The sequence below is a fragment of the Photobacterium halotolerans DSM 18316 genome, assembly GCF_000425165.1.
In the GTDB taxonomy this organism is placed as follows: Bacteria; Pseudomonadota; Gammaproteobacteria; order Enterobacterales; family Vibrionaceae; genus Photobacterium; species Photobacterium halotolerans.
This window is the reverse complement of the sequence record NZ_KE384322.1, coordinates 181,580-207,297: the sequence shown is the minus strand read 5'-3', so window position 1 is coordinate 207,297 and position 25,718 is coordinate 181,580. Positions and strand designations below refer to the sequence as shown.

The 25,718-nt window shown below is 54.1% G+C and carries 25 protein-coding genes and 1 other RNA gene; 19 read left to right on the top strand and 7 right to left on the bottom strand.

The window, feature by feature from the left end; genetic code table 11:
• Positions 1-65: 65 nt before the first annotated feature.
• The 3 genes from degS to zapG form a co-directional block, all read right to left on the bottom strand.
• On the bottom strand, positions 66-1,130 hold the full coding sequence (gene degS / locus H511_RS0118700; RefSeq protein ID WP_027253699.1) for an outer membrane-stress sensor serine endopeptidase DegS: 1,065 nt from the start codon (positions 1,128-1,130) through the stop codon (positions 66-68).
• A 162-nt stretch (positions 1,131-1,292) separates the two neighbouring features.
• Complete coding sequence (locus H511_RS0118695; RefSeq protein WP_027253698.1) at positions 1,293-2,663, bottom strand: Do family serine endopeptidase; 1,371 nt, start codon at positions 2,661-2,663, stop codon at positions 1,293-1,295.
• Positions 2,664-2,746: 83 nt separating this feature from the next.
• Positions 2,747-3,184, bottom strand: coding sequence for a Z-ring associated protein ZapG (gene zapG, locus H511_RS0118690; RefSeq protein ID WP_027253697.1), 438 nt, complete (start codon positions 3,182-3,184; stop codon positions 2,747-2,749).
• A 209-nt stretch (positions 3,185-3,393) separates the two neighbouring features.
• Here zapG and zapE point away from each other — a divergent pair, with 209 nt between their 5' ends.
• The 8 genes from zapE to sspB all read left to right on the top strand — a co-directional run bounded on the left by zapE (position 3,394) and on the right by sspB (position 9,853).
• Positions 3,394-4,497: a cell division protein ZapE gene (gene zapE / locus H511_RS0118685; RefSeq protein ID WP_027253696.1), complete on the top strand. Its 1,104-nt coding sequence runs from the start codon at positions 3,394-3,396 to the stop codon at positions 4,495-4,497.
• Positions 4,498-4,716: 219 nt separating this feature from the next.
• On the top strand, positions 4,717-5,145 hold the full coding sequence (gene rplM, locus H511_RS0118680) for a 50S ribosomal protein L13 (protein WP_027253695.1): 429 nt from the start codon (positions 4,717-4,719) through the stop codon (positions 5,143-5,145).
• Between the two features lie 15 nt (positions 5,146-5,160).
• Positions 5,161-5,553 carry a 30S ribosomal protein S9 gene (rpsI, locus tag H511_RS0118675; protein WP_027253694.1) on the top strand — a complete coding sequence of 131 codons (393 nt, stop codon included), beginning with the start codon at positions 5,161-5,163 and terminating at the stop codon, positions 5,551-5,553.
• A gap of 491 nt (positions 5,554-6,044) precedes the next feature.
• Positions 6,045-6,635, top strand: coding sequence for a ubiquinol-cytochrome c reductase iron-sulfur subunit (gene petA, locus H511_RS0118670; RefSeq protein ID WP_027253693.1), 591 nt, complete (start codon positions 6,045-6,047; stop codon positions 6,633-6,635).
• Positions 6,635-7,900: a cytochrome b gene (locus H511_RS0118665; protein WP_027253692.1), complete on the top strand. Its 1,266-nt coding sequence runs from the start codon at positions 6,635-6,637 to the stop codon at positions 7,898-7,900. Before petA ends, H511_RS0118665 begins: the two co-directional genes overlap by 1 nt.
• Positions 7,897-8,634 carry a cytochrome c1 gene (locus tag H511_RS0118660; protein ID WP_027253691.1) on the top strand — a complete coding sequence of 246 codons (738 nt, stop codon included), beginning with the start codon at positions 7,897-7,899 and terminating at the stop codon, positions 8,632-8,634. Before H511_RS0118665 ends, H511_RS0118660 begins: the two co-directional genes overlap by 4 nt.
• Before the next feature lie 86 nt (positions 8,635-8,720).
• Positions 8,721-9,359, top strand: coding sequence for a stringent starvation protein SspA (gene sspA, locus H511_RS0118655; RefSeq protein ID WP_027253690.1), 639 nt, complete (start codon positions 8,721-8,723; stop codon positions 9,357-9,359).
• Positions 9,359-9,853: a ClpXP protease specificity-enhancing factor gene (gene sspB, locus H511_RS0118650; RefSeq protein ID WP_027253689.1), complete on the top strand. Its 495-nt coding sequence runs from the start codon at positions 9,359-9,361 to the stop codon at positions 9,851-9,853. The genes sspA and sspB overlap by 1 nt, the downstream gene beginning before the upstream one ends.
• A 90-nt stretch (positions 9,854-9,943) precedes the next feature.
• Here sspB and H511_RS0118645 read toward each other — a convergent pair whose 3' ends face one another.
• Genes H511_RS0118645 through H511_RS0118630 form a run of 4 tightly spaced genes read right to left on the bottom strand, consistent with a single transcriptional unit; the run spans position 9,944 to position 13,258 of the window.
• A complete protein-coding gene (locus tag H511_RS0118645) occupies positions 9,944-10,477 on the bottom strand; it encodes a BON domain-containing protein (RefSeq protein WP_027253688.1) in 534 nt (177 codons plus the stop codon).
• A 2-nt stretch (positions 10,478-10,479) separates the two neighbouring features.
• Complete coding sequence (locus tag H511_RS0118640) at positions 10,480-11,070, bottom strand: phosphoheptose isomerase (RefSeq protein WP_027253687.1); 591 nt, start codon at positions 11,068-11,070, stop codon at positions 10,480-10,482.
• A gap of 3 nt (positions 11,071-11,073) precedes the next feature.
• The gene (locus H511_RS0118635; RefSeq protein ID WP_211225223.1) at positions 11,074-11,448 is read right to left on the bottom strand and encodes a YraN family protein; all 375 of its coding nucleotides are present in this window, start codon (positions 11,446-11,448) and stop codon (positions 11,074-11,076) included.
• Entirely contained in the window at positions 11,426-13,258 is a 1,833-nt protein-coding gene (locus H511_RS0118630; RefSeq protein WP_027253685.1) for a penicillin-binding protein activator, read from the bottom strand. Before H511_RS0118630 ends, H511_RS0118635 begins: the two co-directional genes overlap by 23 nt.
• Positions 13,259-13,319: 61 nt before the next feature.
• Between H511_RS0118630 and rsmI the strand changes: the two genes are divergently transcribed.
• The 11 genes from rsmI to murG all read left to right on the top strand — a co-directional run bounded on the left by rsmI (position 13,320) and on the right by murG (position 25,707).
• A complete protein-coding gene (gene rsmI / locus H511_RS0118625; RefSeq protein WP_027253684.1) occupies positions 13,320-14,180 on the top strand; it encodes a 16S rRNA (cytidine(1402)-2'-O)-methyltransferase in 861 nt (286 codons plus the stop codon).
• A 99-nt stretch (positions 14,181-14,279) separates the two neighbouring features.
• Positions 14,280-14,661, top strand: an RNA gene (gene rnpB / locus H511_RS24210) — RNase P RNA component class A.
• Between the two features lie 395 nt (positions 14,662-15,056).
• Complete coding sequence (gene rsmH, locus H511_RS0118615; RefSeq protein ID WP_027253683.1) at positions 15,057-16,004, top strand: 16S rRNA (cytosine(1402)-N(4))-methyltransferase RsmH; 948 nt, start codon at positions 15,057-15,059, stop codon at positions 16,002-16,004.
• The gene (gene ftsL, locus H511_RS0118610; protein ID WP_027253682.1) at positions 16,001-16,321 is read left to right on the top strand and encodes a cell division protein FtsL; all 321 of its coding nucleotides are present in this window, start codon (positions 16,001-16,003) and stop codon (positions 16,319-16,321) included. Before rsmH ends, ftsL begins: the two co-directional genes overlap by 4 nt.
• Positions 16,321-18,093, top strand: coding sequence for a penicillin-binding transpeptidase domain-containing protein (locus tag H511_RS23785; RefSeq protein WP_051288314.1), 1,773 nt, complete (start codon positions 16,321-16,323; stop codon positions 18,091-18,093). Before ftsL ends, H511_RS23785 begins: the two co-directional genes overlap by 1 nt.
• The gene (gene murE / locus H511_RS0118600) at positions 18,080-19,594 is read left to right on the top strand and encodes a UDP-N-acetylmuramoyl-L-alanyl-D-glutamate--2,6-diaminopimelate ligase (protein ID WP_027253681.1); all 1,515 of its coding nucleotides are present in this window, start codon (positions 18,080-18,082) and stop codon (positions 19,592-19,594) included. The genes H511_RS23785 and murE overlap by 14 nt, the downstream gene beginning before the upstream one ends.
• Positions 19,595-21,025, top strand: a complete 1,431-nt coding sequence (murF, locus tag H511_RS0118595) for a UDP-N-acetylmuramoyl-tripeptide--D-alanyl-D-alanine ligase (RefSeq protein ID WP_027253680.1) — start codon at positions 19,595-19,597, stop codon at positions 21,023-21,025. It abuts the gene before it with no gap.
• A gap of 2 nt (positions 21,026-21,027) precedes the next feature.
• Positions 21,028-22,110 carry a phospho-N-acetylmuramoyl-pentapeptide-transferase gene (gene mraY, locus H511_RS0118590; protein WP_027253679.1) on the top strand — a complete coding sequence of 361 codons (1,083 nt, stop codon included), beginning with the start codon at positions 21,028-21,030 and terminating at the stop codon, positions 22,108-22,110.
• Positions 22,111-23,457, top strand: coding sequence for a UDP-N-acetylmuramoyl-L-alanine--D-glutamate ligase (gene murD / locus H511_RS0118585; protein ID WP_027253678.1), 1,347 nt, complete (start codon positions 22,111-22,113; stop codon positions 23,455-23,457).
• Complete coding sequence (gene ftsW, locus H511_RS0118580; protein ID WP_027253677.1) at positions 23,451-24,659, top strand: cell division protein FtsW; 1,209 nt, start codon at positions 23,451-23,453, stop codon at positions 24,657-24,659. The genes murD and ftsW overlap by 7 nt, the downstream gene beginning before the upstream one ends.
• Positions 24,646-25,707, top strand: coding sequence for an undecaprenyldiphospho-muramoylpentapeptide beta-N-acetylglucosaminyltransferase (gene murG / locus H511_RS0118575; RefSeq protein WP_027253676.1), 1,062 nt, complete (start codon positions 24,646-24,648; stop codon positions 25,705-25,707). Before ftsW ends, murG begins: the two co-directional genes overlap by 14 nt.
• Positions 25,708-25,718: the final 11 nt, after the last annotated feature.

Genomic DNA, 25,718 nt, shown 5'->3' with positions numbered 1-25,718 from the left:
CTGAATGTCCAGTCACTGCTTTCAGTGTCTGGACATTGCTTTTTCTATTCCCAATGTCCTACTTTTTACCTGTCAGGCTCATCGCCAATCAGTACAGTTAACTTCTTAGGTTTACCGTTGCGCAGCACCGTCATATCGACATAGGTGCCAGGGCGCAGCTCAGTGACTATATCCAGCACATTCCGCATATCTGTCACCGGCTTGCCGTCAATCTCGACCAGAATATCCTGAACCTTGAAGCCAGCTTTGGACGCCGGACCATCGGGATCCATGCCCATCACTATGATCCCTCTTACCTGCTCCGCATCATACAGTCGAGCCATAACCGGATTGATTTCACGGCCATCAATACCGATATAGCCGCGGATCACCCGACCATCAGCGATGAGTTTATTCATGATCTTTTGTGTGAGCTGATAGGGAATGGCAAAGGAAATGCCGTAGGTTTCAATGTCGGTTGCCTGCTGAAAAGAAGCGGTGTTGATACCGACCAGCTCACCACGGGTGTTGACCAGCGCGCCACCTGAGTTACCTTCGTTGATCGCCGCATCGGTCTGGAGAAAATCCTGGCGGCCATAGAAACTCATGCCGGAGCGCCCGGTGGCAGAGATGATTCCGTAAGTGGTGGTCTGTCCCAGGTTGTAGGGGTTACCAATGGCGAGAACCACGTCACCCACCGCAGGGGGATAATCCGGGTTCAGCGGAATGACAGGCAGGTTCTCGGCCTGGATTTTCAGCACCGCGATATCGGTGCGTCTGTCTTTCCCTATCAGCTGGGCGGTAAAAATACGGCTATCCTGCAGCGCCACGATCACCTGATCCGCTTCGGCAACCACGTGGTAGTTGGTCACTATATAGCCTTTATCACTCATAATAACGCCAGAGCCCAGGCCCTGAGTGCTCAGTTGCAGGCGGTCTTCAGCATTGTAGCGACGGTTATAGATATTAACGACAGCAGGGGAGGCTCGGCGGACAGCGTAGCTGAAGGAAATCTGCTGCGGCACATCGGGCTGACCATTGAGCGCGGCATCCGGAGAAAACATCTGGCTGCGCAGGCTGGGGAAAGCAAGTAGCAAGACTCCAGCCGTCAGCACGCCCATGAAGGCGGATCGACCTAAAAATGCCAGCATTGATGCTCCCCTGATTGACTCAAGCTTTACCATTAAAGCAAAAGGTTAAAAAACCGATTGAGAATAGCATTTACATCCAGTTATCAACAAGTCGAAGCGGGAAGGAGATGACAGAAATGCCGCAGGAAAAACAGTCCGGGCAGTTGCCCGGACCGGATTGTGTCAGCGGATAATAAGGTAAAGTTCGTTATTGCCTCGTCTGATTTCCAGCGCCAGCACGGAAGGCTTGTTATCAAGGGCTTTGCGCAGCTGCCCCAGATTGCCGATTGGCTGGCGGTTGAGACCAATAATGATGTCGCCTTCTTTCAGTCCATAGCGGGCGGCCAGTGACTGCGGATCTATCTTGGTGACTTTCACCCCTTTGGTGTTGTCGTCCGCCGTGGTGTTACTGAATTCGGCACCGGCCAGGCTTTCATGCAGGTGATCGGCCTTGAGGTTGCTCATCTCGGCTTCTTGTAAGGTGACGCTGAAGTTTTTCTCTTTTCCGTCACGCAGTACGCCTAAATCAACGTCTTTGCCTGCACCGAGTGTGGCAATTTTGGCGCGTAACTCGCTGAAGGTACGAATTTCTTTGTCGTTGACTGACACTATGATGTCACCGGCTTTCAGGCCGGCTTTCTCAGCCGCGGAACCGGGCATGACCTGATTGACGAAGGCGCCGTGATTGGTTTCGTAACCAAAGGCTTCAGCCAGTTCAGATGTCAGCTCACCGCCCTGAACGCCCAGCACGCCACGTTTCACTTTGCCAAATTCCAGAATCTGGCTGGTCAGGTTTTTCACCATATTGGCCGGAATGGCAAAACCAATACCGACGTTACCGCCGTTGGGGCCCAGAATGGCGGTGTTAATACCAATCAGTTCGCCATTGAGGTTGACTAACGCGCCACCCGAGTTACCGCTGTTGATGGCGGCATCAGTCTGGATAAAGTTTTCGAAATTCTCGATATTCAGCCCGCTGCGCCCCAGCGCCGAGACAATACCTGAGGTGACGGTCTGGCCCAGTCCGAACGGGTTGCCAATGGCTACAGTGAAATCACCGACGCGTAATTGATCCGAGTCGGCCACTTTGATGGCGGTCAGGTTTTTTGTGTTGTCCAGGCGCAACAGGGCAATATCCGACATGCTGTCACTGCCTATCAGCTCGGCTTTGACTTCACGGCCGTCATGCAGCTGAACCAGTATTTTATCGGCGCCGTCAATGACATGGTGGTTGGTAACTACATAACCTTTAGCTGCATCAATAATGACCCCGGAGCCTAAGCCACGGAAGGGGCGCTCCTGAACCTGCTCGCTGGGGAAGTCAGGGCCGAAGAAATAGCGGAAAGCATCCGGTATCCGCTGTTTGGCGACATGTTTGCCTTCTACTGCGATACTGACCACAGCAGGAGTTACTTGTTCCAGCATGGGGGCAAGGCTGGGAAGTTGCTGATCGTTAACAGCCAAAGGAAGCGCAGCGGAGGCAGTGATAGGGGACATCACTGCGCTAATACTTAACGCCAGCGCAGTCATTACAAGTAAAGGTTTTTTCATCATTACTCAACTCCGGTTTTACAAGTGCTAATTGTGACTTGTAAACCGGAGTAAAGTTCCAATAAATGTCAAATTTGTAACAATTCTTAACTGGCTTTTGCTGCTTCTGCCTGCTTCTGCTCAGCACGCAACAGACCGGACGCGCCGTTGGCGTAATCTCTGGGCTGATGGGTGCCCAGCTCTTCTGTTTCAGTTTCTGGCTCATCAGCGATAGGAGTGAGTGTACTGATGCGCTGAGAGAAAGGGTTATCCTGTTCCGGCAAATTTGGCATCAGCTCGGCGGAGGTTTTTGCCATGTGCTCGTACAATTTACTGTAATCTTTTGCCAGGTTGTCCAGCAGGTCAGAACTGCGGGCGAAATGATCAACCAGTTCCTGACGGTACTGCTCCAGCTGGTATTTGGTTTTATCGAGCTCTTTTTGCAATTCTTTCTGTTGTTTCAGGTTTTTGTTCCCCAAACGGGCGGCAAAGGCACCGACCAGCGCGCCGGCTGCGAAAATCAAAATCGCGTAGATCCAAGCCATGAAAAACTCCTTGTGACTGTGAGTACAACAGGTTGACCTGTTTTGTTATCTCAAAAGCGTTATGTGCTTATTGGGTGGTTATCTAGTTACTATACATGCACATCCAGTGTCGTGGTACTATCTACGACCAAAGATGGACATATTAGAAGTTGTGAGTCCGGCAAATTTGTCACCGGGCGCACGACTACCGGTGACTGAGCAGGATGAGGATGACTCCCGAACAACGCTATCAAGAAGATCTGAAAAAACCTGGCTTTTTGCCTGATGCTGCCCAGGCAATGGCGGTTTCTCACCTCAATGATCTTTATCATCGTATGCAGGCCCCGCGACCTGAGCCATTAAAACCGTCTCTGGTGAGCCGGTTGTTCAAGCGCCAGACCACTGAACCGGTCAAACCGGTCAAAGGCCTGTACTTCTGGGGGGGCGTCGGACGTGGCAAAACCTATCTGGTCGACACCTTTTTCGATTGCCTGCCGACTGAACGAAAAATGCGGATGCATTTTCACCGTTTCATGCACCGTGTCCATAAAGAGATGCAGTCGCTTGGCAGCCAGAGCGATCCGCTGGAAAGAGTGGCGGACAGGTTTAAGCAGGAAACGGACATCATCTGTTTTGATGAGTTTTTTGTCTCAGATATTACCGATGCCATGATACTGGGCACCTTGTTCGAGGCCTTGTTCCGCCGTGGTATTACCCTGGTGGCCACCTCGAATATTCCGCCGGATCAACTGTACCGAAATGGTCTGCAACGCGCGCGCTTCCTGCCTGCGATTGCGTTAATTCAGGAACACTGCGCGGTGGTGAATGTCGACTCGGGGGTCGACTACCGGCTGCGGACACTGGAGCAGGCTGAAATTTACCACTGGCCGCTCGATGCCAGCGCACAAGAAAATATGCACCGCTATTTCATGCAGTTGTCTGCCGCTCCCCGGCATGAGGGTCAGGACATACTGATCAATGACAGGCCGATTGCCACCCGCCATGAAGCGGAAGGAGTGGTGCATTTTACCTTTGATGCGCTGTGCCGCGGGGCGCGCAGTCAGTCAGACTATATGAGTATTGCGCATATGTACCACAGTGTTCTTTTGTCTGATGTCCCTGTGCTGACCGAAAAAGATGATGATGCCGCCCGCCGCTTTATTGCCATGGTCGATGAGTTTTACGAGCGTCATGTCAAGCTGATCATTTCGGCGGAAGCTGAGATGGATAAGCTGTATCAATCCGGGCGCCTGAGCTTTGAGTTTAAGCGCTGTTGCTCGCGTCTGATTGAAATGCAGAGCCATGAATATCTTGCCAGGCCGCATCTGGCTTAACGGAAGCGCGATTATTCCTGGAAAAATCGCTGAACTTTTTTGGAAAAAAAGGTGATTTTTTCCCCATGCTTCCGTATACTCTCGCGACCCACCGTACCTGTGACGGCGTTATGCCGGGAGTGCCAACCACTCGAAGGGGTGATGACTGGGCTCTATATACAGAGAGAACGCTTTGCGTTCTTGGAAAGTGAAACTATTTAAAATTGGGTAAGAATTAGCATGAAAACTTTCGTTGCTAAACCAGAAACTGTAAAACGTGACTGGTATGTTGTTGACGCTGAAGGTAAAACACTGGGTCGTCTGGCAACTGAAATCGCATCTCGTCTGCGTGGTAAGCACAAACCTGAGTACACTCCTCACGTTGACACCGGTGACTACATCGTTGTTATCAACGCTGAGAAAGTAGCAGTGACTGGCGCTAAGCGTACTGATAAGATGTATCACCGTCACACTGGCTACATCGGCGGTCTGAAAACTATCAGCTTCGACAAGCTGCTGGAGAAAAAGCCAGAAGCGATCATCGAAATTGCTGTTAAAGGCATGCTTCCTAAAGGTCCTCTAGGCCGTGCTATGTACCGTAAACTGAAAGTTTACGCAGGTAGCGAGCACAACCACGCTGCACAGCAGCCACAAGTTCTAGACATCTAATTGGGGAACATGACAATGGCAGAGAATCAATACTACGGCACTGGCCGCCGCAAAAGCTCAGCTGCTCGCGTTTTCGTTAAACCGGGTACTGGCAACATCGTAATCAACAAGCGCAGCATCGAAGAATACTTCGGCCGCGAAACAGCTCGCATGGTTGTTCGTCAACCTCTTGAGCTGGTTGATATGACTGAGAAACTGGATCTGTACATCACTGTTAAAGGTGGTGGTATCACTGGTCAGTCTGGTGCGATCCGTCACGGTATCACTCGTGCTCTTATGGAGTACGATGAGACTTTACGTCCTGCTCTGCGTGCCGCTGGCTACGTTACTCGTGACGCACGTCGCGTTGAACGTAAGAAAGTTGGTCTGCGTAAAGCACGTCGTCGTCCACAGTTCTCTAAGCGTTAATTCAACGCACCAGAGATTTCTCTGGTTACTGTGTACATCAAAGCCCAGCCATTGTGCTGGGCTTTTTGCGTTTACGCGCTAAGACAAATTGCAGCATACCGGCAGCCGGCGCCCTGTCAGTGTGCAGTAGGGCGATGGGTATTCGCTTCGCTAAGGCGTGATTTATCCTGAACGGGAACCCGTGTTAAGGCGCTTAATGCTGTTTTGTCGACGACATTCAGGGATCTTGTCAAAAAAAATTGAATAATTGACACCATAGTTTGCATTTTTTCATCTTGACGACCAAGGAAATTAACCCCACAAATCTCTCACATTTGCGGTGTTTACCTTGTCTTAAAGTGGGGTTTTCTTTATCATTTGCCGCGATAAATAGCAGCATGAAAATTCTTAATCAATAAGCTGTTGAGTCTTTCCGTAGAAAGTTAGCCGTAAGCTCCAGGGACGCAGATGGAAAGAATAATCCTGAGCGGGAGCACATGGGAGAATGTTGGATGAGCAAAGCGCCAGTAAGTAACGGCCGACGCCGCTTCCTGACTGCGACGACCTCGGTTGTTGGAGGCTTAGGTGCAGTCGCTGTCGCCGTACCCTTTATCAAATCCTGGAATCCTAGCGCCAAAGCCAAGGCTGCGGGCGCGCCAGTTGAAGTTGATATCAGTAAATTAGAAGAAGGCCAGATGATCCGCGTAGAATGGCGAGGCAAACCTGTATGGGCTGTACGCCGTAGCCAGGCTATTTTGGATGAACTGCCGACACACGATGATCGACTGCGTGATCCGCAGGCCGCTGAACCTCAGCAGCCGGCTTACGCACAAAACCAATACCGTTCAGTTAAACCTGAAATCTTTCTTGCCGTCGGGATCTGTACCCACCTTGGCTGTTCCCCAACTTACCTGCCAGACAGTTTCAATGAGCAGGTCAGTGGCGTGCCAGCAGGCTTTTTCTGTCCTTGCCACGGCTCTAAGTTTGATATGGCTGGTCGGGTTTTCCAAGGGGTGCCAGCACCGCTTAACCTGGTGGTACCGCCTCATATGTTCCTGAACGACAACACGATTTTAGTGGGTCAAGATGAGGAGACGGCATAATGGAAGGCTTGCTGGGTTGGATTGAAAAACGTCTGCCAGTGATGAATGCTTATAAAAAGCATATGTCTGAATACCCGATGCCGAAGAACTTTAACTTCTGGTATCTGTTTGGCTCACTGGCCATGCTTGTTCTGGTAAACCAAATCCTGACCGGGATCTGGCTGACCATGAACTATGTTCCATCAGGTGATGGTGCCTTTGCCTCTGTGGAATACATCATGCGTGATGTGGATTACGGCTGGCTGCTGCGTTATATGCACTCCACGGGCGCTTCGGCGTTCTTTGTTGTGGTATACCTGCATATGTTCCGCGGCCTGATTTACGGTTCCTATAAAAAGCCGCGTGAATTACTGTGGCTGTTCGGCATGCTGATTTTCCTGGTACTGATGGCTGAAGCCTTTATGGGCTATCTGCTGCCTTGGGGTCAGATGTCTTACTGGGGTGCCCAGGTTATCATTTCTCTGTTTGGTGCTATTCCTGTCATCGGTGATGACCTGACCCTGTGGATTCGCGGTGACTACGTGATCTCCGGTGCCACACTGAACCGCTTCTTTGCACTGCACGTTATTGCATTGCCAATTGTGCTGTTGCTGCTGATTGTGCTGCACATTCTGGCGCTGCACGAAGTGGGTTCGAACAACCCGGATGGTATTGAAACCAAACTGCCAAAAGGCGCGAAAGGTGACAACTACCAGTCCCGATTCAAGTTCCACGAGTACTACACCAATAAGTACGACATCATTGATTCAGTGCCGTTCCACCCTTACGGTACAGTGAAAGATCTCGTCGGTGTGGCTATCTTTGCTTTCTTGTTCAGTTATGTGATTTTCTTTAACCCCGAGATGGGCGGCTATTTCCTTGAGCCACCTAACTTTGAAGCGGCTAACCCGCTGAAGACACCGGAACACATTGCACCTGTATGGTACTTCACGCCTTTCTATGCGATTTTGCGTGCAGTTCCTGACAAACTGCTGGGTGTCATTGCGATGGGTCTGTCAATTGTGATGCTGTTTTTGCTGCCTTGGCTGGATCGCTGCAAAGTGCGTTCTTACCGTTACCGCAGCAAGCTGCACCTGGCAAACATCGCTCAGTTCACTGTCTGCTTCATTGCATTGGGTATTCTGGGTGCGCTTCCTGCCACTGCGGTATACACCCTGATGGCGCAGATCTTCAGTCTCGGTTACTTCATGTTCTTCGTACTGCTGTATTTCTACAGTAAGAATGAGGCGACGAAACCGCTACCAGAGAGGGTCACATTCAAATGAAAAAGCTGATGGTTATGCTGCTGGCTCTGTTGCCGTCTCTGGCAATGGCTGCGGGTGGTAATGTTCACCTTGATGCGGCAAACAATGATTTGTCGGACGAAGCTTCACTGCAGCGCGGTGCACGTACTTTTGTTAACTATTGTTTGGGTTGCCATGCCACTCAGTATCAGCGTTACCAGCGTGTAGCGGAAGATTTGGGTATCCCGGCTGACCTGATGATGGAAAACCTGATCTTTGATAAAAATGCCAAGATCGGCGATCTGATGACCAATGCGATATCGGAAGATTACGCCGCGGCGTCATTTGGTGCTCCGGCACCGGATCTGACTCTGGTGGCCCGTGTGCGTGGGACTGACTGGTTGTATACCTATCTGCGCTCTTTTTATGCAGATCCAAGCCGCCCGTTTGGTGTGAACAACGTCGTGTTCCCAAGTGTGGGTATGCCACACGTGCTGGAAGAGCTGCAGGGCACGCCACGTAAAGTGTTTGAGACACGCACTATTGACGGTGAAGAAGTGCAGGAGTTTGTTGGCCTGGAATCAGACGGCAACGGTGAGCTGAGTCCTGGCGAATACGACGCTGTGGTTCGTGATTTGGTTAACTTCCTTGAATACTCGGCAGAACCTATGAAGCTGGAACGTCAGCGACTGGGTCTGTGGGTGATGGGCTTTATCGTTATCTTCTTTGTGCTGGCCTTGCTGCTGAAGAAAGAATATTGGCGCGATGTCCATTGATCGGGTAATCTAGTGCGTTAAGAAACTCGCAATGGGGGCAAGAGCCCCCGTTGCTTTTTGTGTATATGAGTATACTGGAGGGGTTGATGGCTGTAGCTGCCAATAAACGCTCTGTGATGACGCTGTATTCTGATGCTTCGGATATGTATAGCCATCAGGTGCGTATTGTACTTGCAGAAAAAGGTGTAAGTGTTGAGATTGAGCTGGTTGAACCAGACAACCTACCTGAGGATCTGCTTGACCTGAATCCATACAATTCTGTTCCAACTCTGGTGGATCGTGAACTGGCTCTGTATCAGGCCGGCATTATTATGGAATACCTGGATGAGCGTTTTCCTCACCCGCCTCTGATGCCTGTGTATCCGGTTGCTCGTGGTAACAGCCGCCTGATGATGTATCGCATTGAGCGTAACTGGTATTCATTAGCGGAAAAAGTGCAGAAAGGCACAGCTGATGAAGCGGATAAAGCGCGTAAACAACTGCGTGAAGAGCTGCTGGCGCTGTCACCGGTATTCGCTGAGTTTCCTTACTTCATGAGTGAAGAGTTCAGCCTGGTCGACTGCTACCTGGCACCGTTACTGTGGCGTTTACCTTCTATGGGTATTGAGCTTAACGGTGCGGGTTCAAAAGAAGTGAAGGCATACATGACGCGCGTTTTCGAACGTGATTCATTCCTTGCGTCGCTGACAGAAGCTGAGCGCGAAATGCGTCTGGCTGGTCAGTGATGGAGATGGCCGAGATGACCCCGCGCCGACCTTATCTGGTGCGGGCTTTCTATGACTGGCTTGTGGATAATGATCTGACTCCGCATCTGGTCGTTGATGCAACACTGCCTGATGTGCAGGTTCCGCAGGAATTTGTCAGTAACGGACAAATTGTGCTGAACCTTGCGCCGCGTGCTGTCGGTAACCTTGAACTGGGCAATGATGCTGTGCGCTTCAATGCCCGTTTTGGTGGCCGTCCGCATGCTGTAGCAGTGCCTCTTGCGGCTGTATTGGCGCTTTATGCACGGGAAAATGGAGCAGGCACTATGTTTGAACCCGAACCCGGCTATGAAATGGCAAACAGCGAGCAAGAGGGCGTGTTTGACGCAGCAGATGCTGTCGGTGATGAAGAGCATTTGTCACCGGTCAGTCTGACTGATGCTGTCGAAGAGCTTGCCTCAGAGGAAGAACCACCTCGTCCACGCGGTCGCCCAAGCCTCACAGTGGTTAAGTAATCCACTTTGACGGACATAAAAAACGCAGTGTTTCTTTCGAAGCACTGCGTTTTTCTTTATCTGCTGCTTTCTGAATACTGATGAAGCGGGTCAGTCTGTGTATTCAAACGCTTTGATCACGTGTTTAACCCCTTCCACATTGCGTGTGACATCCGCCGCAATATTGCCTTGCTCTCTGGTCACAAAGCCGAGCAGGTAAACCCGCTGGTTTTCCGTTGCCACCTGTACCGCTGAATCCCGCAACTTTTTACTGGCTATCAGCTGTGCTTTCACTTTGGTGGTTAGCCAGCTGTCCAGACCGACATCAGACAGGGTAGGGAGCGGGCCGATCTGAAGCTGGTTATAGACCTCTTTCACGCTAGCCAGCTCTTGTACTGCGTCAGCTAATTGCCCGGCAGTGGCTTGATCCACCGCCTGGCCAACCAGCAACACCCGGCCTTCAGTCGATATCGCATTGACCCTGACTTTGCCCTGATACGGCGGCTTATTGACTAAGCCACCAATTTGCATAGCAATGTGCTGATCTTGCCATTGCTGTTGCCCGCTGCGGGGATCGGTTTGCAGCAGGGTACCGCACCCCTGGAGCAGCAAAGGCAAAATCAAAATGAGCAGCAAGCGTTGCATGATCACCCTTCGTGTTGCGGAAAAAGAATCTGGTCAATCAGATCGCACAGACAGTGCACCGTCAGCAGGTGGCCTTCCTGGATGCGGGCGGTACGCTGCGACGGAATTCTGATCTCGACATCCTGCACACCCAGCAGTCCGGCCATAACACCGCCGTCTTTACCCGTCATCGCTATGATGTTCATGTCGCGGGTCAGTGCAGCTTCCATGGCTTTGATGATGTTTTTGCTGTTTCCACTGGTAGAGAACACCAGCAGTATGTCACCCGGCTGACCCAGGGCGCGAATCTGCTTGGAGAAAATTTCGTCCTGATGATAGTCGTTCGCCACCGCTGTCAGTGTGGTGGTGTCTGCGGTGAGCGCGAGTGCCGGCAGACTGGGGCGTTCGGTTTCAAAGCGGTTAATCAGGCAGGATGCGAAATGCTGGGCATTAGAGGCGGAGCCCCCGTTACCGCAGCACAGGATCTTGTTGCCGTTCAGCAAGCTTTGCACCATCACCTGGGCAGAGCGGGAAATGGCGTCAGGCAATGCCTCAGCCGCTGCAATTTGTGTCTGAATGCTTTCGGTAAAGTTTTCTTTAATGCTCTCTAGCATGTTTTACTCTTCAACTAAAGTGTTGGTCAGCCACGAGATTGCGTGGTCAGTCCCTTCTATGGTGACAACATCGAAACGCAGCTGGCAGTGTTCGGCAGCCATGCCTTTTGAATGCAGCCAGTACAGTGCAGCACGCTTCATGCGTTGCAGCTTGCGCCAATTGACAGCCTCGGCCGCGGAACCGAAACGGTTATGGGTACGGTACTTTACCTCGACAAATACCCAGCAATCACCGTCTTTCATGATGAGATCAAGCTCACCACCCCGGCAGTGAACGTTGCGGGCAATGGCAGAAAGTCCCTGGCGTTGCAGATACTGCTCGGCCAGTGACTCGTAATGGTACCCCTGACGGCGCTTATTGAACAGGTGCAATGCCATTGGGTGTGAATACCGCCCAGTCTAACTGACGCTGAACAACACAGTGATCGTCTATGCTCAGCTGGCCGGTTTTACCTTGGGTGCTGTAATGCTCAACCACTTTCATCTGAGGCAGTTCAGTGATCATCCGGTAGGCATCCATCCCAAAAGCATGGAGCCGGATGGCACTGTTCTTCTGTCCTGGCCACAACTGCTCAAACTGCTCCATAAAGGGCTGATCCGGGGACGCGAGCAGAGGAATGTCGCTAAATTCAATCCCGGACAGTTCACTGACATTGGCGTTGTTGTCCGGATTGGTCCGTGAGCTGGCATACAGTTTTGGCGGAGTGACATCCGGATTGATCGCCACTTCGATAAAGGGTTTGAGCAGGGTGACTTCATTCCGGTTGGCAATCAGGTACACGGCATCGGTGTCGCGACGGCTGCGCGCCTGGGTTTCCAGCGGTATGCCCAGTACCTGCTCCATTTGCCTACTGCGGGTCCGGCTGTCGGTCAAGCCAAATACGGCCGCCATCTGGTTCTGAATTTCACGGCTGGAACCGAAGGTCTGGCGTTCTGCTTGGGTGCCGGTCAGTGTTTCCCATTTCGTCATGAACGCCTGGCTGACCCGTCGGCCAAAGTCATTGGCCGGGGCCATGACCATGGGGCTGCGGTGACCTTTGGCATATAAATGCTGGGCGGCTTGCTCGGCTTCCTGCTCGGGAGATAAGGAGAAATAGCAGGTGTTGGGCTGGCTCAGATCCAGATTCTGCGGCTCATTGAGCGCCAGCTCTGTGATATTGCCGCCTTCGGTAGACTGAAATTCGGTGATTTTTTCTTTCTGAAGCGGGCCTATCACCAGCTGAATGCCGTCTTGCTGAAGCTTGTTAACAATACTGAACATAGGTTCGGATTCTGTATCGTAAATCGACAGCTCGGTATTCGGGTTACGCTCGGTATCTTCCAGCATGGCATTGAGGAAGCCATCGCGAACGGCTTTGCCCTGGCTTTCGAATTTGCCAGACAAAGGCAGCAGGAGTGCAACTTTCTCCAGCTCTACCACTTCCAGGCTCATGATGGCCTGCAGTTCTTTCGGCAGGTAACTGTTGGCCGGGTGCTCAGGATGGTTTTGCAGCCATTGTTCGACCTCGGATTTCAGCCTGACCGGGCGCTGAGCAGAGGCATTTTTGATCATGCTGAGTGCCACCCAGCCCTGTAGGACGGTTTCATCCACACTGATGCTGGCGGCTTTAAGCTGGTGGTTATTATACTGAGACAGGTCCTGCCACAGGTTCTGCCAGTTGACTTCTTTTTCACTGCTGTTGAGGTACTGTGACAGTGCTGTGCGTTCTCTGGCGGCAGCAAAGTGCTGCTCTGTCTGGGTCAACAGCTCGGCACGCAGCAGGTGATAGCGACGGTACTGACTGTCGGCCAGGGTCCACCAGGGCAGGAAGTTCAGCGTCTCCAGCGCGGTTTGGGGCTGGCCTTGCTGATAGCGCAGGGTTGCACGCGCTAACTGCCATTCAGCCATTTGCACCGGAGACAGGTTCATGCCGGCCAGCTTATTGGCTTGCTGATCGGCCTGCGGCCAGCGGCCCTCTTTGATCAGTGCTTTAAGAGCCAGGATATGCCAGTCAATGCCAGCAGTACCTTCAGACGACTCTGCTTTGAGCAGGTAGCTGGCAGCGGAGTCAGAGGCAGGCGCCGTGATATCCGCAGAGTAAGACGCTGGCTGAGAGCCTGGTGCCGAACAGCCTGCCAGAATCACGGCAAGGGCTACAGGGGCCAGAATACGTGTTACACTTTTGCGCTTATGGGTAAAATTAAGCATTGAATTCATTCAACTGTGACAAATTACTCTCTATATTAATTGCAGATGAGATCATAGACAAATGAGTGAGACCAATTCGTGCTCGGTGGATGTCGCAACTTTGTACATCGTTCCGACCCCGATCGGCAATTTAGCAGACATTACCCACCGCGCGCTGGATGTTCTGGCCAAGGTGGATTTAATTGCTGCTGAGGACACACGCCATACCTCACGCCTGCTGTCCCACTTTGCCATCTCTACCCGCACCTTTGCCCTGCATGATCATAATGAACAGCAGAAAGCGGATGTGCTGATTGAAAAATTGCGTCAGGGCAGCAGTATCGCACTGGTCTCTGATGCCGGTACACCTCTCATCAGCGATCCAGGATACCATCTGGTGACTCGCTGTCGTCAGGCGGGTGTTAAAGTTGTCCCTCTGCCGGGGGCATGTGCGGTGATCACCGCGCTGAGTGCATCGGGCCTGCCGTCGGACCGTTTCAGTTTTGAAGGCTTTCTGCCCGCCAAAAGCAAAGGGCGTCAGGACACCTTCCGTTTGCTGATTGAAGATCCGCGCACCCTGATATTTTATGAATCCCCGCACCGTATTCTCGACTCGCTGGCGGACATGCAGGCCGTGCTGGGTCCGGATCGCCACGTGGTGCTGGCGCGTGAACTGACCAAAACCTTTGAAACCATTCATGGCGCGCCGTTAGGTGAGCTGATCTCCTGGCTGGGGGAGGACAGCAACCGTATCCGGGGGGAAATGGTGCTCTTGGTGGCAGGGCACAGGGCTGATAAAGACGCCTTGCCGGCTGAAGCGCTGCGAACGGTAAAGATTCTGGTTGCTGAATTGCCGCTCAAAAAGGCCGCGGCCATGGCGGCAGAGATTCACGGTGTGAAGAAAAATGCGCTCTATAAATGGGGCCTGGAGAATCTGGAATAAGCGCAGAGCCGGTCAGGGCTGGCCGTTTTCTCACCACTGAAGGGAAGAAGTCTAACTTTCTCTGGTAACTCGGGCGGGAGTTTTATACAATCCGCCGCCTGAGTTGACCAGGTAACCGCTGCTTCGTTGATGTCCTTTGGGAGACTGACGAGGGGGAGGAAAGTCCGGGCTCCACAGGACAGGGTGCCAGATAACGTCTGGGGGGCGTGAGCCTACGACCAGTGCAGCAGAGAGCAAACCGCCGATGACTCGCTTGCGAGAACAGGTAAGGGTGAAAGGGTGCGGTAAGAGCGCACCGCGCGACTGGCAACAGTTCGTGGCACGGTAAACTCCACCCGGAGCAAGACCAAATAGGTCCCTAATGGCGTGGTCCGCGCTGGGGACGGGTAGGTTGCTTGAGCCTGCGAGCGATTTCAGGCCTAGAGGAATGGTTACCACCGCGCAAGCGGGACAGAACCCGGCTTATCGGTTAACTCACTTATTTTGGAAAGGTGGTGTTCGCAATATATGCGGGCATCACCTTTTATCGTTTCAGGGCCTGGGAATCAGAAAATACGGCTGCATCAATTGTTTGTCAGAATCGCAGTATCTGTCTTGACAACTTTTTTGCTGCCTTCGTACACTTCGTGTTGGTTTTTTGTGGGAAAAAATGACGATTTTGTGGCAAAAATTGCAATTTCCCTGTTGCTTGCCCGGTAAGGGCAGGTATAAATGAAAGAGGTGCACATGCATCGAAATCCGACGATTTCGGTATGTTGCCACTGCTGTCTGTAGCGCAACAGGCAGAGCAGCGGAAAACCAACGACCCAGTAATCTCTGGTGGAGGCATCCGGCCGGTGTCTTCAGTTCGCTTATTATTCAGCTGAATCAATTATTATGTCCGAACAATTTGCTCACGTTTCCGTGCTGCTCCATGAGTCTGTCGATGGCTTAGCCATCAAGCCAGACGGTATTTACATCGACGGTACCTTTGGCCGTGGTGGCCACAGCCGTCTGATCCTTTCCCACCTTGGCGAACATGGTCGTTTGTACGGTATTGACCGTGATCCTCAGGCGATTGCAGAAGCCGCTAAGATCAACGACCCGCGTTTCTCTATTATTCATGGTCCGTTTTCCGGCATGGCCGGGTACATGGCTGAGCTGGGCCTGACCGGCAAGATCGACGGTGTGCTGCTGGATCTGGGGGTCTCTTCTCCTCAGCTGGATGATGCCGAGCGTGGCTTCAGCTTTATGCGTGACGGCCCGCTGGATATGCGCATGGACCCGACATCCGGTATGTCTGCTTCTGAGTGGCTGGCCAGCGCCGAGGCGGACGATATTGCCTGGGTTCTGAAAGAGTTTGGCGAAGAGCGTTTTGCCAAGCGTATTGCCCGCGGCATAGTGGAATACCGCAGCAACCCGGACAATGTGCCGCTGGAGCGAACCACCCAGCTGGCTAAGCTGATTGCTGACGTTTCACCGTTCAGAGACAAGCATAAACATCCGGCCACCCGCAGCTTTCAGGCGATACGCATCTATATCAACAGTGAGCTTGAAGAGATAGACACCGCCTTACACGGCGCGCTGGAAGTGCTGGCCCCCGGTGGCCGTCTGTCTGTGATCAGTTTTCACTCGCTTGAAGATCGTATGGTGAAGCGTTTTATTCGTAAGCAGAGCAAAGGACCTGACGTCCCTGCCGGCTTGCCGCTGACCGAAGATCAGATCAAAGCGCTGGGCAGTGCCGATCTGAAAGCCGTGGGTAAAGCCATTAAGCCGACGGCCGCGGAGACTCAGCATAACCCGAGAGCGCGCAGTTCGGTGTTGCGTCTGGCTGAACGCCTATGAGTACCCAGCCAGCAGCCGCAGACAGCCTGATCCGTCAGATCGGCCGTGATCTGCTATCCGTCGGCCGTGTGCCTTTGGTGCTGCTGGTGCTGGTTCTTATTTCTGCCTTGGGGGTGGTGTATATCACCCACCAATCGCGCCAACTGGTCGCGCAACAGGAGCAACTGCTCATTGAGCGGGACGATCTGGATATCGAATGGCGTAATCAGCTGCTGGAAGAAAACTCGCTGGCTGAGCATAGCCAAATTGAAACCCAGGCTGAGAAGGAGCTTGATATGAAGCGTCCTAGTGCAGCGAATGAAATTGTTGTCCAGTAATGAAAAAAGCCACCTCCTCCCCTGAACCGCAGACGCCGCGCCCTTCGGCCTCCACATCTGCGTTTATTCCCTGGCGTTTCGCCCTGATCTGTAGCTTTGTTGGTCTGGCATTAGTGGGCCTGATAGCCAGAGCCGCTTATATTCAGGTATTGGAACCCGGCAAGCTGATCCAGGAAGGGGATCTGCGTTCGCTGCGTGTGAAAGCCATGCCGTCAGCGCGGGGTATTATTTCCGATCGCAATGACGAGCAACTGGCCGTCAGTGTGCCTGTTCAGGCGGTCTGGGCTGATCCTGTGGATATTTATAAGCATGGCGGCCTTTCAGAGCCGGCGCGCTGGCATGCGCTGGCGGATGTGCTGGGGCTGGACCGTCAGGACATGCTTGCCCGGCTGGAGGAGAATAAATCCCGCCGATTCATCTACCTGCAGCGTCAGGTCAGTCCGGCCATGGCGGCCTATGTCGGTAAGCTGAAACTACCCGGTATTGGCCTGAAAGATGAATCGCGTCGCTTTTACCCGGCGGGTGAAGTGAGCGCTCACCTGATTGGGGTCACGGGCATTGATGGCCGCGGACTGGAAGGTGTCGAACGGACCTATGACGGCTGGCTGACCGGCGAGCCGGGCAGACGCACAGTACGTAAAGACAGGTACGGCCGGGTGGTGGAAAACATTTCGCTCAAGCAGCGCGAGCCGGGCAAGCCGCTGGCGCTGAGTATTGATCAGCGGTTGCAGGCCGTGGCTTACCGGGCCGTGAAGCAGGCGGTGGTTGATTACAACGCCACTTCGGCGACTATTGTGATGGTCGATGTGCGGACCGGCGAGATACTGGCCATGGTTAACGCGCCTTCCTATAACCCCAATAACCGCGATCAGCTGCAAAGTTTCCGCATGCGTAACCGCGCCATCACAGATGCGATGGAGCCGGGCTCCACCATCAAACCTTTTGTAGTACTGGCTGCGCTGGAAAACGGCGTTGCCGATGAAAACACAGTCATCGATACCGGTAACGGCATCATGCAGGTGGGCGGCAGCCGGGTGCGGGATGTGTCACAGGTCGGCAAGGCTGATTTGGCGAGAATCCTGAAAAAGTCCAGTAATATAGGTGTCAGTAAGTTGTCTTTGTCTATGCCTGTTGATGCGGTGCTGGGCATGTACAGCGGGGTGGGTTTGGGTGAACCCTCGGGCATTAACCTGATTGGTGAGGCGCAGGGATTGTTCCCGGATCGCCGCCGCTGGTCGGATTTTGAGCGGGCCACCCTGGCCTTTGGTTACGGTATTTCCGTTACCCCCATTCAGTTAGTGCGTGCTTACGCCACCTTGGGCGGGCTGGGGATAAACCGGCCGCTGTCGATTCTGAAAACCGAAGCTGTGGTGCCGGGGCGCCAGGTGGTGTCGGCAGAAAATACCCGCAAAGTGCTCAATATGCTCGAAGGTGTCACCCATGCTGACGGCAGTGCCAAGCACGCGGCCGTACCCGGTTACCGGGTGGGAGCCAAAACCGGTACCGCCAAGAAAGCGGCAGCCGGTGGTTACAGTGATGAATATGTCGCCATGACCGCAGGACTGGCACCTATCAGTGATCCCCGAATCGCTATGGTGGTGGTGATCAATGAGCCCCAGGGCGACGCTTATTACGGCGGTCAGGTCGCCGCACCGATTTTTGCAGAAGTGATGGGCAGTGCCCTGCAAATTCTCAATGTCAAACCTGATGCCGGAAAAGGCGATCAGTTGAATATCGTCCATAACAGAGGCAAATCTGATGCCGGAACCTGATGTTTCAATTTCTTTAGGGGAGCTGTTAGCCTCCTGGTTTGCGCCTGAGGTCTTAGCTGCTTCAGTCTCTGCAGTGCCGGTCAGAGATCTGACCCTCGACAGCCGCGCAGTGGTACCGGGCAGTACCTTTGTCGCCATTAAGGGCCATGCGGTCGATGGTCGCCAGTATATTGATACGGCGATCCAGGCCGGTGCGTCGGCTGTGCTGGCGCAGGCCGAAGATAATCAGCCAGATGGCGAGATACATTATCGCAGCGGTATTCCTGTGATTAGGGTGCGCGATTTACCGAGCAGGCTGTCAGCCCTGGCCGGAGTGGCTTACGGTCAGCCCGATCAGCAGCTGCAGCTGGTGGCGGTCACAGGCACCAACGGCAAAACCACGGTCAGTCAGTTACTGGCGCAGTGGGCAGGGTTGCTCGGCCGTACCGCCGGGGTGATGGGCACCACGGGCAATGGCCTGTTGTCCAGGCTGACGCCGGCCGTGAACACCACAGGCAGTGCCATTGATATTCAGAAAACCCTGGCTGAACTGGTCAGTCAGGGTGCAGATTTTGCGGCGATGGAAGTGTCCTCGCACGGTCTGGTACAAGGGCGGGTAAAAGCCCTGCATTTTGCGGCCAGTATTTTCACCAATCTTAGCCGGGATCATCTTGATTACCACGGTGATATGGCAAGCTATGCGGCAGCCAAGCAAAGTTTGTTCACAGAGCATAGTAAAGGTGTCGCTGTCATTAATGCCGATGATGCTGTTGGCCGACGCTGGCTCAACGAGCTGCCTGACGCGGTTGCGGTCGCGAGCGAACCGTCACATCTGTCCGGGCACAGTGGCAAGACATTGTGGCTGACGGCTGTCAGTTATTCCACCCAGGGGGTGACGGTGTCTTTTGATTCCAGCTGGGGGCAAGGCGAGTTTACCGCTCCGCTGGTTGGGGCTTTCAATGTCTCGAATCTGCTGTTGTCGCTGGCAACGTTACTGGCGCTGGGTTACCCCCTGAGTGCCTTGCTGGCTACGGCTCCCCGCCTGCAGGCGGTGATAGGTCGGATGGAAGTTTTTCAGGCCGCTGACAAACCTATGATGGTGGTTGATTATGCTCACACCCCTGATGCGCTGGAGAAAGCACTGGCAGCGTTACGTCTGCACTGTGAAGGCAAGCTCTGGTGTCTGGTTGGCTGTGGTGGTGAGCGTGATCGCGGTAAGCGGCCTATGATGGCTGCTGTGGCCGAGCAGTTAGCCGATTATGTGATCCTGACGGACGATAATCCGCGCAGTGAATCACCTCAGGAGATAGTGAATGATATGCTGGCCGGACTGGCGCAGCCGGAACGTGCTCAGGTTATTCATGACCGGGCCGAAGCCTGCCAGCGGGCATTCAGTCAGGCGCAGGCACAGGATATTGTACTGGTGGCCGGTAAAGGCCATGAGGATTATCAGGTACTGGCGGGAAAAACCATTCACTACTCAGATCGTGAAACCGTACAGGCCTTGTTGGAGACACACTAAATGATTCAGGTGACACTGAGCGAACTGGCAGCGGCGCTTAACGCCCGCTTGATTGGCCAGGATGTCAGTATCGATGCAGTTTCAACGGATACCCGGACAATAGTGCCGGGTACCTTATTTATTGCGCTGAAAGGTGAGCGCTTTGATGCCCATGACTTTGCCGCGGATGCAAAGGCCAAGGGGGCATCCGCCGTGCTGGTGAGCCGTGAGCTGGATGTGGCTTTACCACAACTGCTGGTTAGCGATACCCGTCAGGCGCTGGGTCAGCTGGGCAGCTGGCTGAAAGCTAAGATGACGCGTGAACATGGCCTTAAGACGGTGGCACTGACCGGAAGCTGTGGCAAAACCACGGTCAAGGAGATGGTGGCCGCGATTCTCTCCCTGTGCGGCCGTGTGCTGGCCACCGCCGGCAATTTTAACAATGATATCGGTGTTCCCCTGACGCTGTTGCGGCTGACACCGGCACATGAGTTTGCGGTGATTGAGCTCGGGGCCAATCACGAAAAAGAAATCGCCTACACTTCAGCGCTGGTGAAACCCGATGCGGCACTGGTCAATAATCTGGCGGCGGCGCATTTAGAAGGTTTCGGCTCGCTGGAGGGTGTTGCAAGAGCCAAAGGCGAAATTTTCGAAGGGCTGGTTCCCGGTGGCACGGCTGTGATCAATCTCGACTCGCATGCTCTGGAACGCTGGCAACCTGTGCTGACTGACAAGCAGCTGGTGGGTTTTACTGCGGCGGACCCAGTGCCGTTAGCTGCTGATGATTATGACAGTAATTCTGTCGCAGGGTTCTCAGCCAGCGAGATTAGCGTTAACAGCCACGGCTGCCCTTGTTTTACAATGCACACGCCTGCTGGTGATATTTCACTCACTTTGCCTCTGGCTGGCCGTCATAATGTGGCCAATGCGCTGGCCGCGGCGGCACTGACAATGGCGATGGGAGCCACGCTGGCGCAAGTGGCGTCGGGGTTGGCGCAGATGGCCGCCGTCAAAGGACGCGCATTGGTGCTTGAACCCAGACAGGGGCTGCGTCTGATCGACGATACCTACAATGCCAGTGTGGCCTCAGTGAAAGCGGCTATCGATTTGCTGGCAGATTTTGACGGACAACGTTGGCTGGTATTTGGCGATATGGCTGAAATGGGGCAGGAAAGTGAGCGGATGCATCGCGAGATTGCCGATTACGCCCGGCAAAAACAGCTGGATCGTATTCTGACCGTGGGCAAAGCCAGCGCTATCGTGAGTGAAGTGAACCAGGGACAGCATTTCAGGGATAACCCGGCATTGATCGCCGCGTTGATCGCTCAGGTGCAGCAATTTCATCATGAATCCGGACTGGATTCTCAACAACAACAAGAAATAACAGTGTTGGCAAAAGGGGCACGCAGCGCCCGTATGGAAGACATTATTGCCGCTCTGCAGGACTTATAAGAATGATTTTTTGGTTAGCGGACTTACTCGAGTCGACTTTTCCTTTTTTCCGTCTGTTTGAATACCTGACGTTTCGCGCCATCATAAGCGTGTTGACAGCTTTGTTTATTTCATTGTGGATGGGGCCTCGTCTGATCGCCCGTTTGCAGATGATGCAGATAGGCCAGGTGGTGCGTCATGACGGCCCGGAATCGCATTTCAGCAAACGCGGCACGCCGACTATGGGCGGGGTGATGATTCTGGCAGCGATCACCATCACGGTGCTGCTGTGGTCTGATATCAGCAACCCTTATGTCTGGGCGGTACTGACGGTCATGCTGGGCTACGGTATCGTCGGCTTTATTGATGATTACCGCAAAGTGGTCCGCAAGAATACCGATGGTTTGATCGCCCGCTGGAAATATTTCTGGCAGTCGGTAATTGCCCTGGTGGTTGCCTTTGCCCTGTATGCCTACGGCAAAGACACGGCGGCGACCCAGCTGGTGGTACCTTTCTTTAAAGATGTCATGCCTCAGCTTGGCGCGCTGTACATAGTGCTTACTTATTTTGTCATTGTCGGCACCAGTAATGCAGTGAACCTGACGGACGGTCTTGACGGTCTGGCCATTATGCCAACCGTGATGGTGGCGGCCGGGATGGCCTTTATTGCCTGGGCGACCGGTAATGTGAACTTTGCCAGCTACCTCAATATTCCCTATATCAGTAATGCCAGTGAACTGGTGGTGGTGTGCGCGGCCATAGTCGGTGCCGGGCTGGGCTTTTTGTGGTTTAACACCTACCCGGCACAGGTCTTCATGGGCGATGTCGGCTCGCTGGCGCTGGGCGGCGCTCTGGGGACGATTGCGGTCCTGGTGCGTCAGGAATTGCTGCTGGTGATCATGGGCGGCGTTTTTGTCATGGAAACCGTGTCGGTGATCCTGCAGGTAGGCTCGTACAAGCTGCGAGGTCAGCGGATCTTCCGCATGGCGCCGATTCATCACCACTATGAGCTGAAAGGCTGGCCAGAGCCACGCGTGATAGTGCGCTTTTGGATCATCACTCTGATGCTGGTGCTGTTTGCGCTGGCAACACTGAAGGTGCGCTAAATGAATCACTTGGCACAGGCAGATAAGGTTGTCGTTGTGGGTCTGGGGGTAACCGGACTGTCGGTGGTGAACTATCTGTTAAGACAAAGCTCGCCGCCGGCCATTCAGGTGATTGATACCCGGGCCCATCCTCCGGGTAAGGATCAACTGCCAGACGGTGTCAGCCTGAGTGCCGGTCAGTGGCAAATGGACTGGCTGCTGGCAGCGGATCTGATCGTCGCTAATCCGGGTGTCGCCCTGAGTACGCCTGAGCTGCAAACCGCCATTGCGGCCGGTATTCCTGTGATTGGTGATATTGAATTATTTGCCCGGGCGGCCGATAAACCCGTGCTGGCGATCACCGGCTCGAACGGCAAAAGCACCGTCACCAGTCTGGTCGGCGAAATGGCCGCTGAAGCGGGCATCAAAGCGGGAGTCGGCGGCAACATCGGTCTGGCTGCCCTGGATATGCTGGAGCAGGGCAATGAGCTGTATGTGCTGGAACTGTCGAGTTTTCAGCTGGAAACCACAGCTTCACTTGAGCTGGCGGCGGCGGCCTACCTGAATCTGTCTGAAGATCATATGGACAGGTATAACAGCCTTGCTGACTATGGTCAGGCCAAGCAGCGTATTTACCGTCATGCCCGGCTGGCCATTAGCAATCGGGACGATGCGGCAACGCTGCCGGATGTAACCTGGACTGGCAAGCAAACCAGTTTTGGCTTTGATGAGCAAGACTACGGACTGATTCAGCATCAGGGCGAGGAATACCTGGCGGTGCATGGCGTACCTGTGATGCCAAGCCGCGACATTGCCCTGGTTGGCCGCCATAATGTGGCTAACAGCCTGGCAGCGCTGGCGCTGGCCGACGCGGCGGGCATTGACCGTGACGCCGCCTGCCGGACACTGCGCCGTTATAGCGGTTTGCCGCATCGCTGTCAGCGTGTGGTACAGGCGCACGGTGTTGACTGGGTCAATGACTCGAAAGCCACCAACCTGGCCAGCACCTTAGCTGCGCTGAGTGGCCTTTCCATTCCGGGCAAACTGCATTTGCTGGTGGGCGGCGACAGCAAGGGGGCGGACTTTGCGCCACTCAAGCCTGTGCTGGAGACCCTCAATGTGCAGTTGTACTGCTTTGGCCGTGACGGTCACCGGTTCCTCGGTTTATCAAACGCCCCGGTCGTGGTGGAAACCTTAGATCAGGCGATGGCGCTGGCAGCGTCGGACGCGACATCCGGCGACATGATATTACTGTCGCCGGCCTGTGCCAGCCTGGATCAGTATCCTAACTTTATGGCACGCGGTGACGCCTTTGCTGAACTGGCCCACAGCCTGAAAGATCAGGTGCAGGGAGGGCAGGCATGCTGAAAGGGGTGAAAGATACCCTGTTTGAAATCAGCCAGTGGTTTAGCCGGCCGGCCCCGCCTTGCCAGTATGACAGGCAACTGGTGTGGATCAGTCTGTCCCTGATGGTGACCGGGCTGGTTGTGGTCAGCTCGGCCTCTGTGCCCGTGGCCACACGCCTGACAGACATGCCGTTTTATTTTGCGCTGCGCCATGCCTTTTTTCTGTTCTGTGCCCTGATTATTGCCGCTTTCATGGTCCAGGTACCGCTGGAGCGCTGGCGTCAGCTGAGTGTGCCTATGCTGCTGGTATCGCTGGCCTTGCTGGTGATCGTGCTGGTTGTCGGTCGTTCGGTTAACGGGGCGGTGCGTTGGATCCCGCTGGGGATCTTTAACCTGCAGCCGGCGGAAGTGGCTAAACTTTCGCTCTTTGTGTTTCTGTCCGGGTATCTGGTGCGCCAGTATCACCAGGTCAGACAAAGTTTTTACGGTTTTATCAAGCCGCTGGCCGTGCTGGCGCTGATGGCTATTTTACTACTGCAACAGCCGGATCTGGGCTCTTTTGTGGTGATGTTTGTCACTACGGTCGGCATGCTGTTTATAGCCGGGGCCAAGTTGTGGCAGTTCCTGGCCATGCTCTCGATGGCATTACTGGGCATAGTAATGCTGATTGTGTTCGAGCCTTACCGCATGCGCCGGATCACCGCCTTTATGGATCCCTGGGAGGATCCCTTTGGCAGTGGTTACCAGCTGACACAATCTTTGATGGCATTCGGTCGGGGTGACTGGATGGGGCAAGGCCTGGGCAATTCCATCCAGAAGCTGGAGTATTTACCCGAAGCCCATACCGATTTCGTGTTCGCTGTGTTGGCCGAAGAGCTGGGACTGCTGGGGGTGACTCTGGTGCTTTTGCTGATCTTTGCTTTGGTGTTCAAGGCGCTGTTCATCGGCAAGAAAAGCCTGGAGTCCGGCCAGCTGTTCGGCGGTTTTCTGGCATTCGGCATCGGGTTCTGGTTTGCTTTCCAGACCTTGGTCAATGTCGGTGCGGCGGCCGGTATAGTACCGACCAAAGGGTTAACTCTGCCTTTGATCAGTTACGGCGGCTCGAGCTTGTTCATTATGTCGACGGCCGTGGCCATTTTGCTGCGCATCGATCATGAGCAACGGCATCAGGCCCGTTTCGGATCCGCGCAATCAAGTGATGAAAATGACAATGAAGAAAAATAAGCGTTTGCTGGTGATGGCCGGCGGCACGGGCGGCCATGTATTTCCTGCGTTAGCCGTGGCCCGTCAGCTGCAGCAGCAAGGCTGGGAAATTCGCTGGCTGGGTACGGCAGATCGTATGGAAGCTGATCTGGTGCCCAGACATGGGATCGACATCGATTTTATTAAAGTGAAAGGATTACGCGGCCAGGGGATCAAAAAACTGCTGGCGGCGCCTTTTCAGATTGTGGGCGCGATATTGCAGGCCCGCCGCTATATCCGGGCCTGGCAACCGGATGCGGTGCTCGGCATGGGCGGTTATGTCAGCGGTCCGGGTGGCGTGGCTGCCTGGATCAGCGGTATTCCTGTGATCCTTCACGAGCAGAACGCGGTCGCGGGCCTGACAAACCGCTGGCTATCGCGTATTGCGGCCAGCGTGTTACAGGCTTTCCCCGGCGCATTTCCGGGCAAAGCTGTGGTGGGCAATCCGGTCCGCCGCGATGTGACTGAGCTGGCAGCGCCAGCGCAACGACTGGCTGAGCGAGAGGGGCCGGTGCGGATCCTGGTGATGGGTGGCAGTCAGGGGGCACGGATACTGAACCAGACAGTACCGGCTGCCGCCGCGCAGCTGGGCGGGGATGTCGACATCTGGCATCAGGCTGGTAAGGGAAATCAGGCCAGCACTGAGCAGACATACAGCCAGTGTGGCGTGCAGAGCTATAAAGTCACGGAATTTATTGATGATGTTGCGGCAGCTTATGACTGGGCTGATCTGGTGGTGTGCCGCTCCGGGGCGCTGACCGTCTCTGAGCTGTCGGCAGCTGGTGTCGGCGCGATATTCGTGCCTTTCATGCATAAAGACCGCCAGCAGGCCCTGAATGCGGATCATCTGGTGGAATGCGGCGCCGCATACATGATAGAGCAGCCGGATCTGACAGCCGATCGTCTGGCACAGCTAATTACAACCTTAGATCGCCCGGCTTTGCTGACCATGGCCGAGGCGGCGAGACAGGCTGCGATCCTTGATGCGGATGCCCGAGTGGCTGATGTGATTAAGGCGCAGGCCAAGTAAAGAAGAGAACA

Excerpts from the sequence above, each read along its gene's own strand:
- murF (WP_027253680.1), top strand. The coding sequence starts at position 19,595 with ATGATTCAGGTGACACTGAGCGAACTGGCAGCGGCGCTTAACGCCCGC.
- ftsW (WP_027253677.1), top strand. The coding sequence starts at position 23,451 with ATGCTGAAAGGGGTGAAAGATACCCTGTTTGAAATCAGCCAGTGGTTT.
- H511_RS0118665 (WP_027253692.1), top strand. The coding sequence starts at position 6,635 with ATGGAAGGCTTGCTGGGTTGGATTGAAAAACGTCTGCCAGTGATGAAT.
- murE (WP_027253681.1), top strand. The coding sequence starts at position 18,080 with ATGCCGGAACCTGATGTTTCAATTTCTTTAGGGGAGCTGTTAGCCTCC.
- murG (WP_027253676.1), top strand. The coding sequence starts at position 24,646 with ATGAAGAAAAATAAGCGTTTGCTGGTGATGGCCGGCGGCACGGGCGGC.
- zapE (WP_027253696.1), top strand. The coding sequence starts at position 3,394 with ATGACTCCCGAACAACGCTATCAAGAAGATCTGAAAAAACCTGGCTTT.
- murD (WP_027253678.1), top strand. The coding sequence starts at position 22,111 with ATGAATCACTTGGCACAGGCAGATAAGGTTGTCGTTGTGGGTCTGGGG.
- H511_RS0118630 (WP_027253685.1), bottom strand. The coding sequence starts at position 13,258 with ATGCTTAATTTTACCCATAAGCGCAAAAGTGTAACACGTATTCTGGCC.
- zapG (WP_027253697.1), bottom strand. The coding sequence starts at position 3,184 with ATGGCTTGGATCTACGCGATTTTGATTTTCGCAGCCGGCGCGCTGGTC.
- rpsI (WP_027253694.1), top strand. The coding sequence starts at position 5,161 with ATGGCAGAGAATCAATACTACGGCACTGGCCGCCGCAAAAGCTCAGCT.
- petA (WP_027253693.1), top strand. The coding sequence starts at position 6,045 with ATGAGCAAAGCGCCAGTAAGTAACGGCCGACGCCGCTTCCTGACTGCG.
- degS (WP_027253699.1), bottom strand. The coding sequence starts at position 1,130 with ATGCTGGCATTTTTAGGTCGATCCGCCTTCATGGGCGTGCTGACGGCT.
- ftsL (WP_027253682.1), top strand. The coding sequence starts at position 16,001 with ATGAGTACCCAGCCAGCAGCCGCAGACAGCCTGATCCGTCAGATCGGC.
- rplM (WP_027253695.1), top strand. The coding sequence starts at position 4,717 with ATGAAAACTTTCGTTGCTAAACCAGAAACTGTAAAACGTGACTGGTAT.
- rsmH (WP_027253683.1), top strand. The coding sequence starts at position 15,057 with ATGTCCGAACAATTTGCTCACGTTTCCGTGCTGCTCCATGAGTCTGTC.
- H511_RS0118645 (WP_027253688.1), bottom strand. The coding sequence starts at position 10,477 with ATGCAACGCTTGCTGCTCATTTTGATTTTGCCTTTGCTGCTCCAGGGG.
- H511_RS23785 (WP_051288314.1), top strand. The coding sequence starts at position 16,321 with ATGAAAAAAGCCACCTCCTCCCCTGAACCGCAGACGCCGCGCCCTTCG.
- H511_RS0118660 (WP_027253691.1), top strand. The coding sequence starts at position 7,897 with ATGAAAAAGCTGATGGTTATGCTGCTGGCTCTGTTGCCGTCTCTGGCA.
- sspB (WP_027253689.1), top strand. The coding sequence starts at position 9,359 with ATGGAGATGGCCGAGATGACCCCGCGCCGACCTTATCTGGTGCGGGCT.
- sspA (WP_027253690.1), top strand. The coding sequence starts at position 8,721 with ATGGCTGTAGCTGCCAATAAACGCTCTGTGATGACGCTGTATTCTGAT.
- rsmI (WP_027253684.1), top strand. The coding sequence starts at position 13,320 with ATGAGTGAGACCAATTCGTGCTCGGTGGATGTCGCAACTTTGTACATC.
- mraY (WP_027253679.1), top strand. The coding sequence starts at position 21,028 with ATGATTTTTTGGTTAGCGGACTTACTCGAGTCGACTTTTCCTTTTTTC.
- H511_RS0118640 (WP_027253687.1), bottom strand. The coding sequence starts at position 11,070 with ATGCTAGAGAGCATTAAAGAAAACTTTACCGAAAGCATTCAGACACAA.
- H511_RS0118635 (WP_211225223.1), bottom strand. The coding sequence starts at position 11,448 with ATGGCATTGCACCTGTTCAATAAGCGCCGTCAGGGGTACCATTACGAG.
- H511_RS0118695 (WP_027253698.1), bottom strand. The coding sequence starts at position 2,663 with ATGATGAAAAAACCTTTACTTGTAATGACTGCGCTGGCGTTAAGTATT.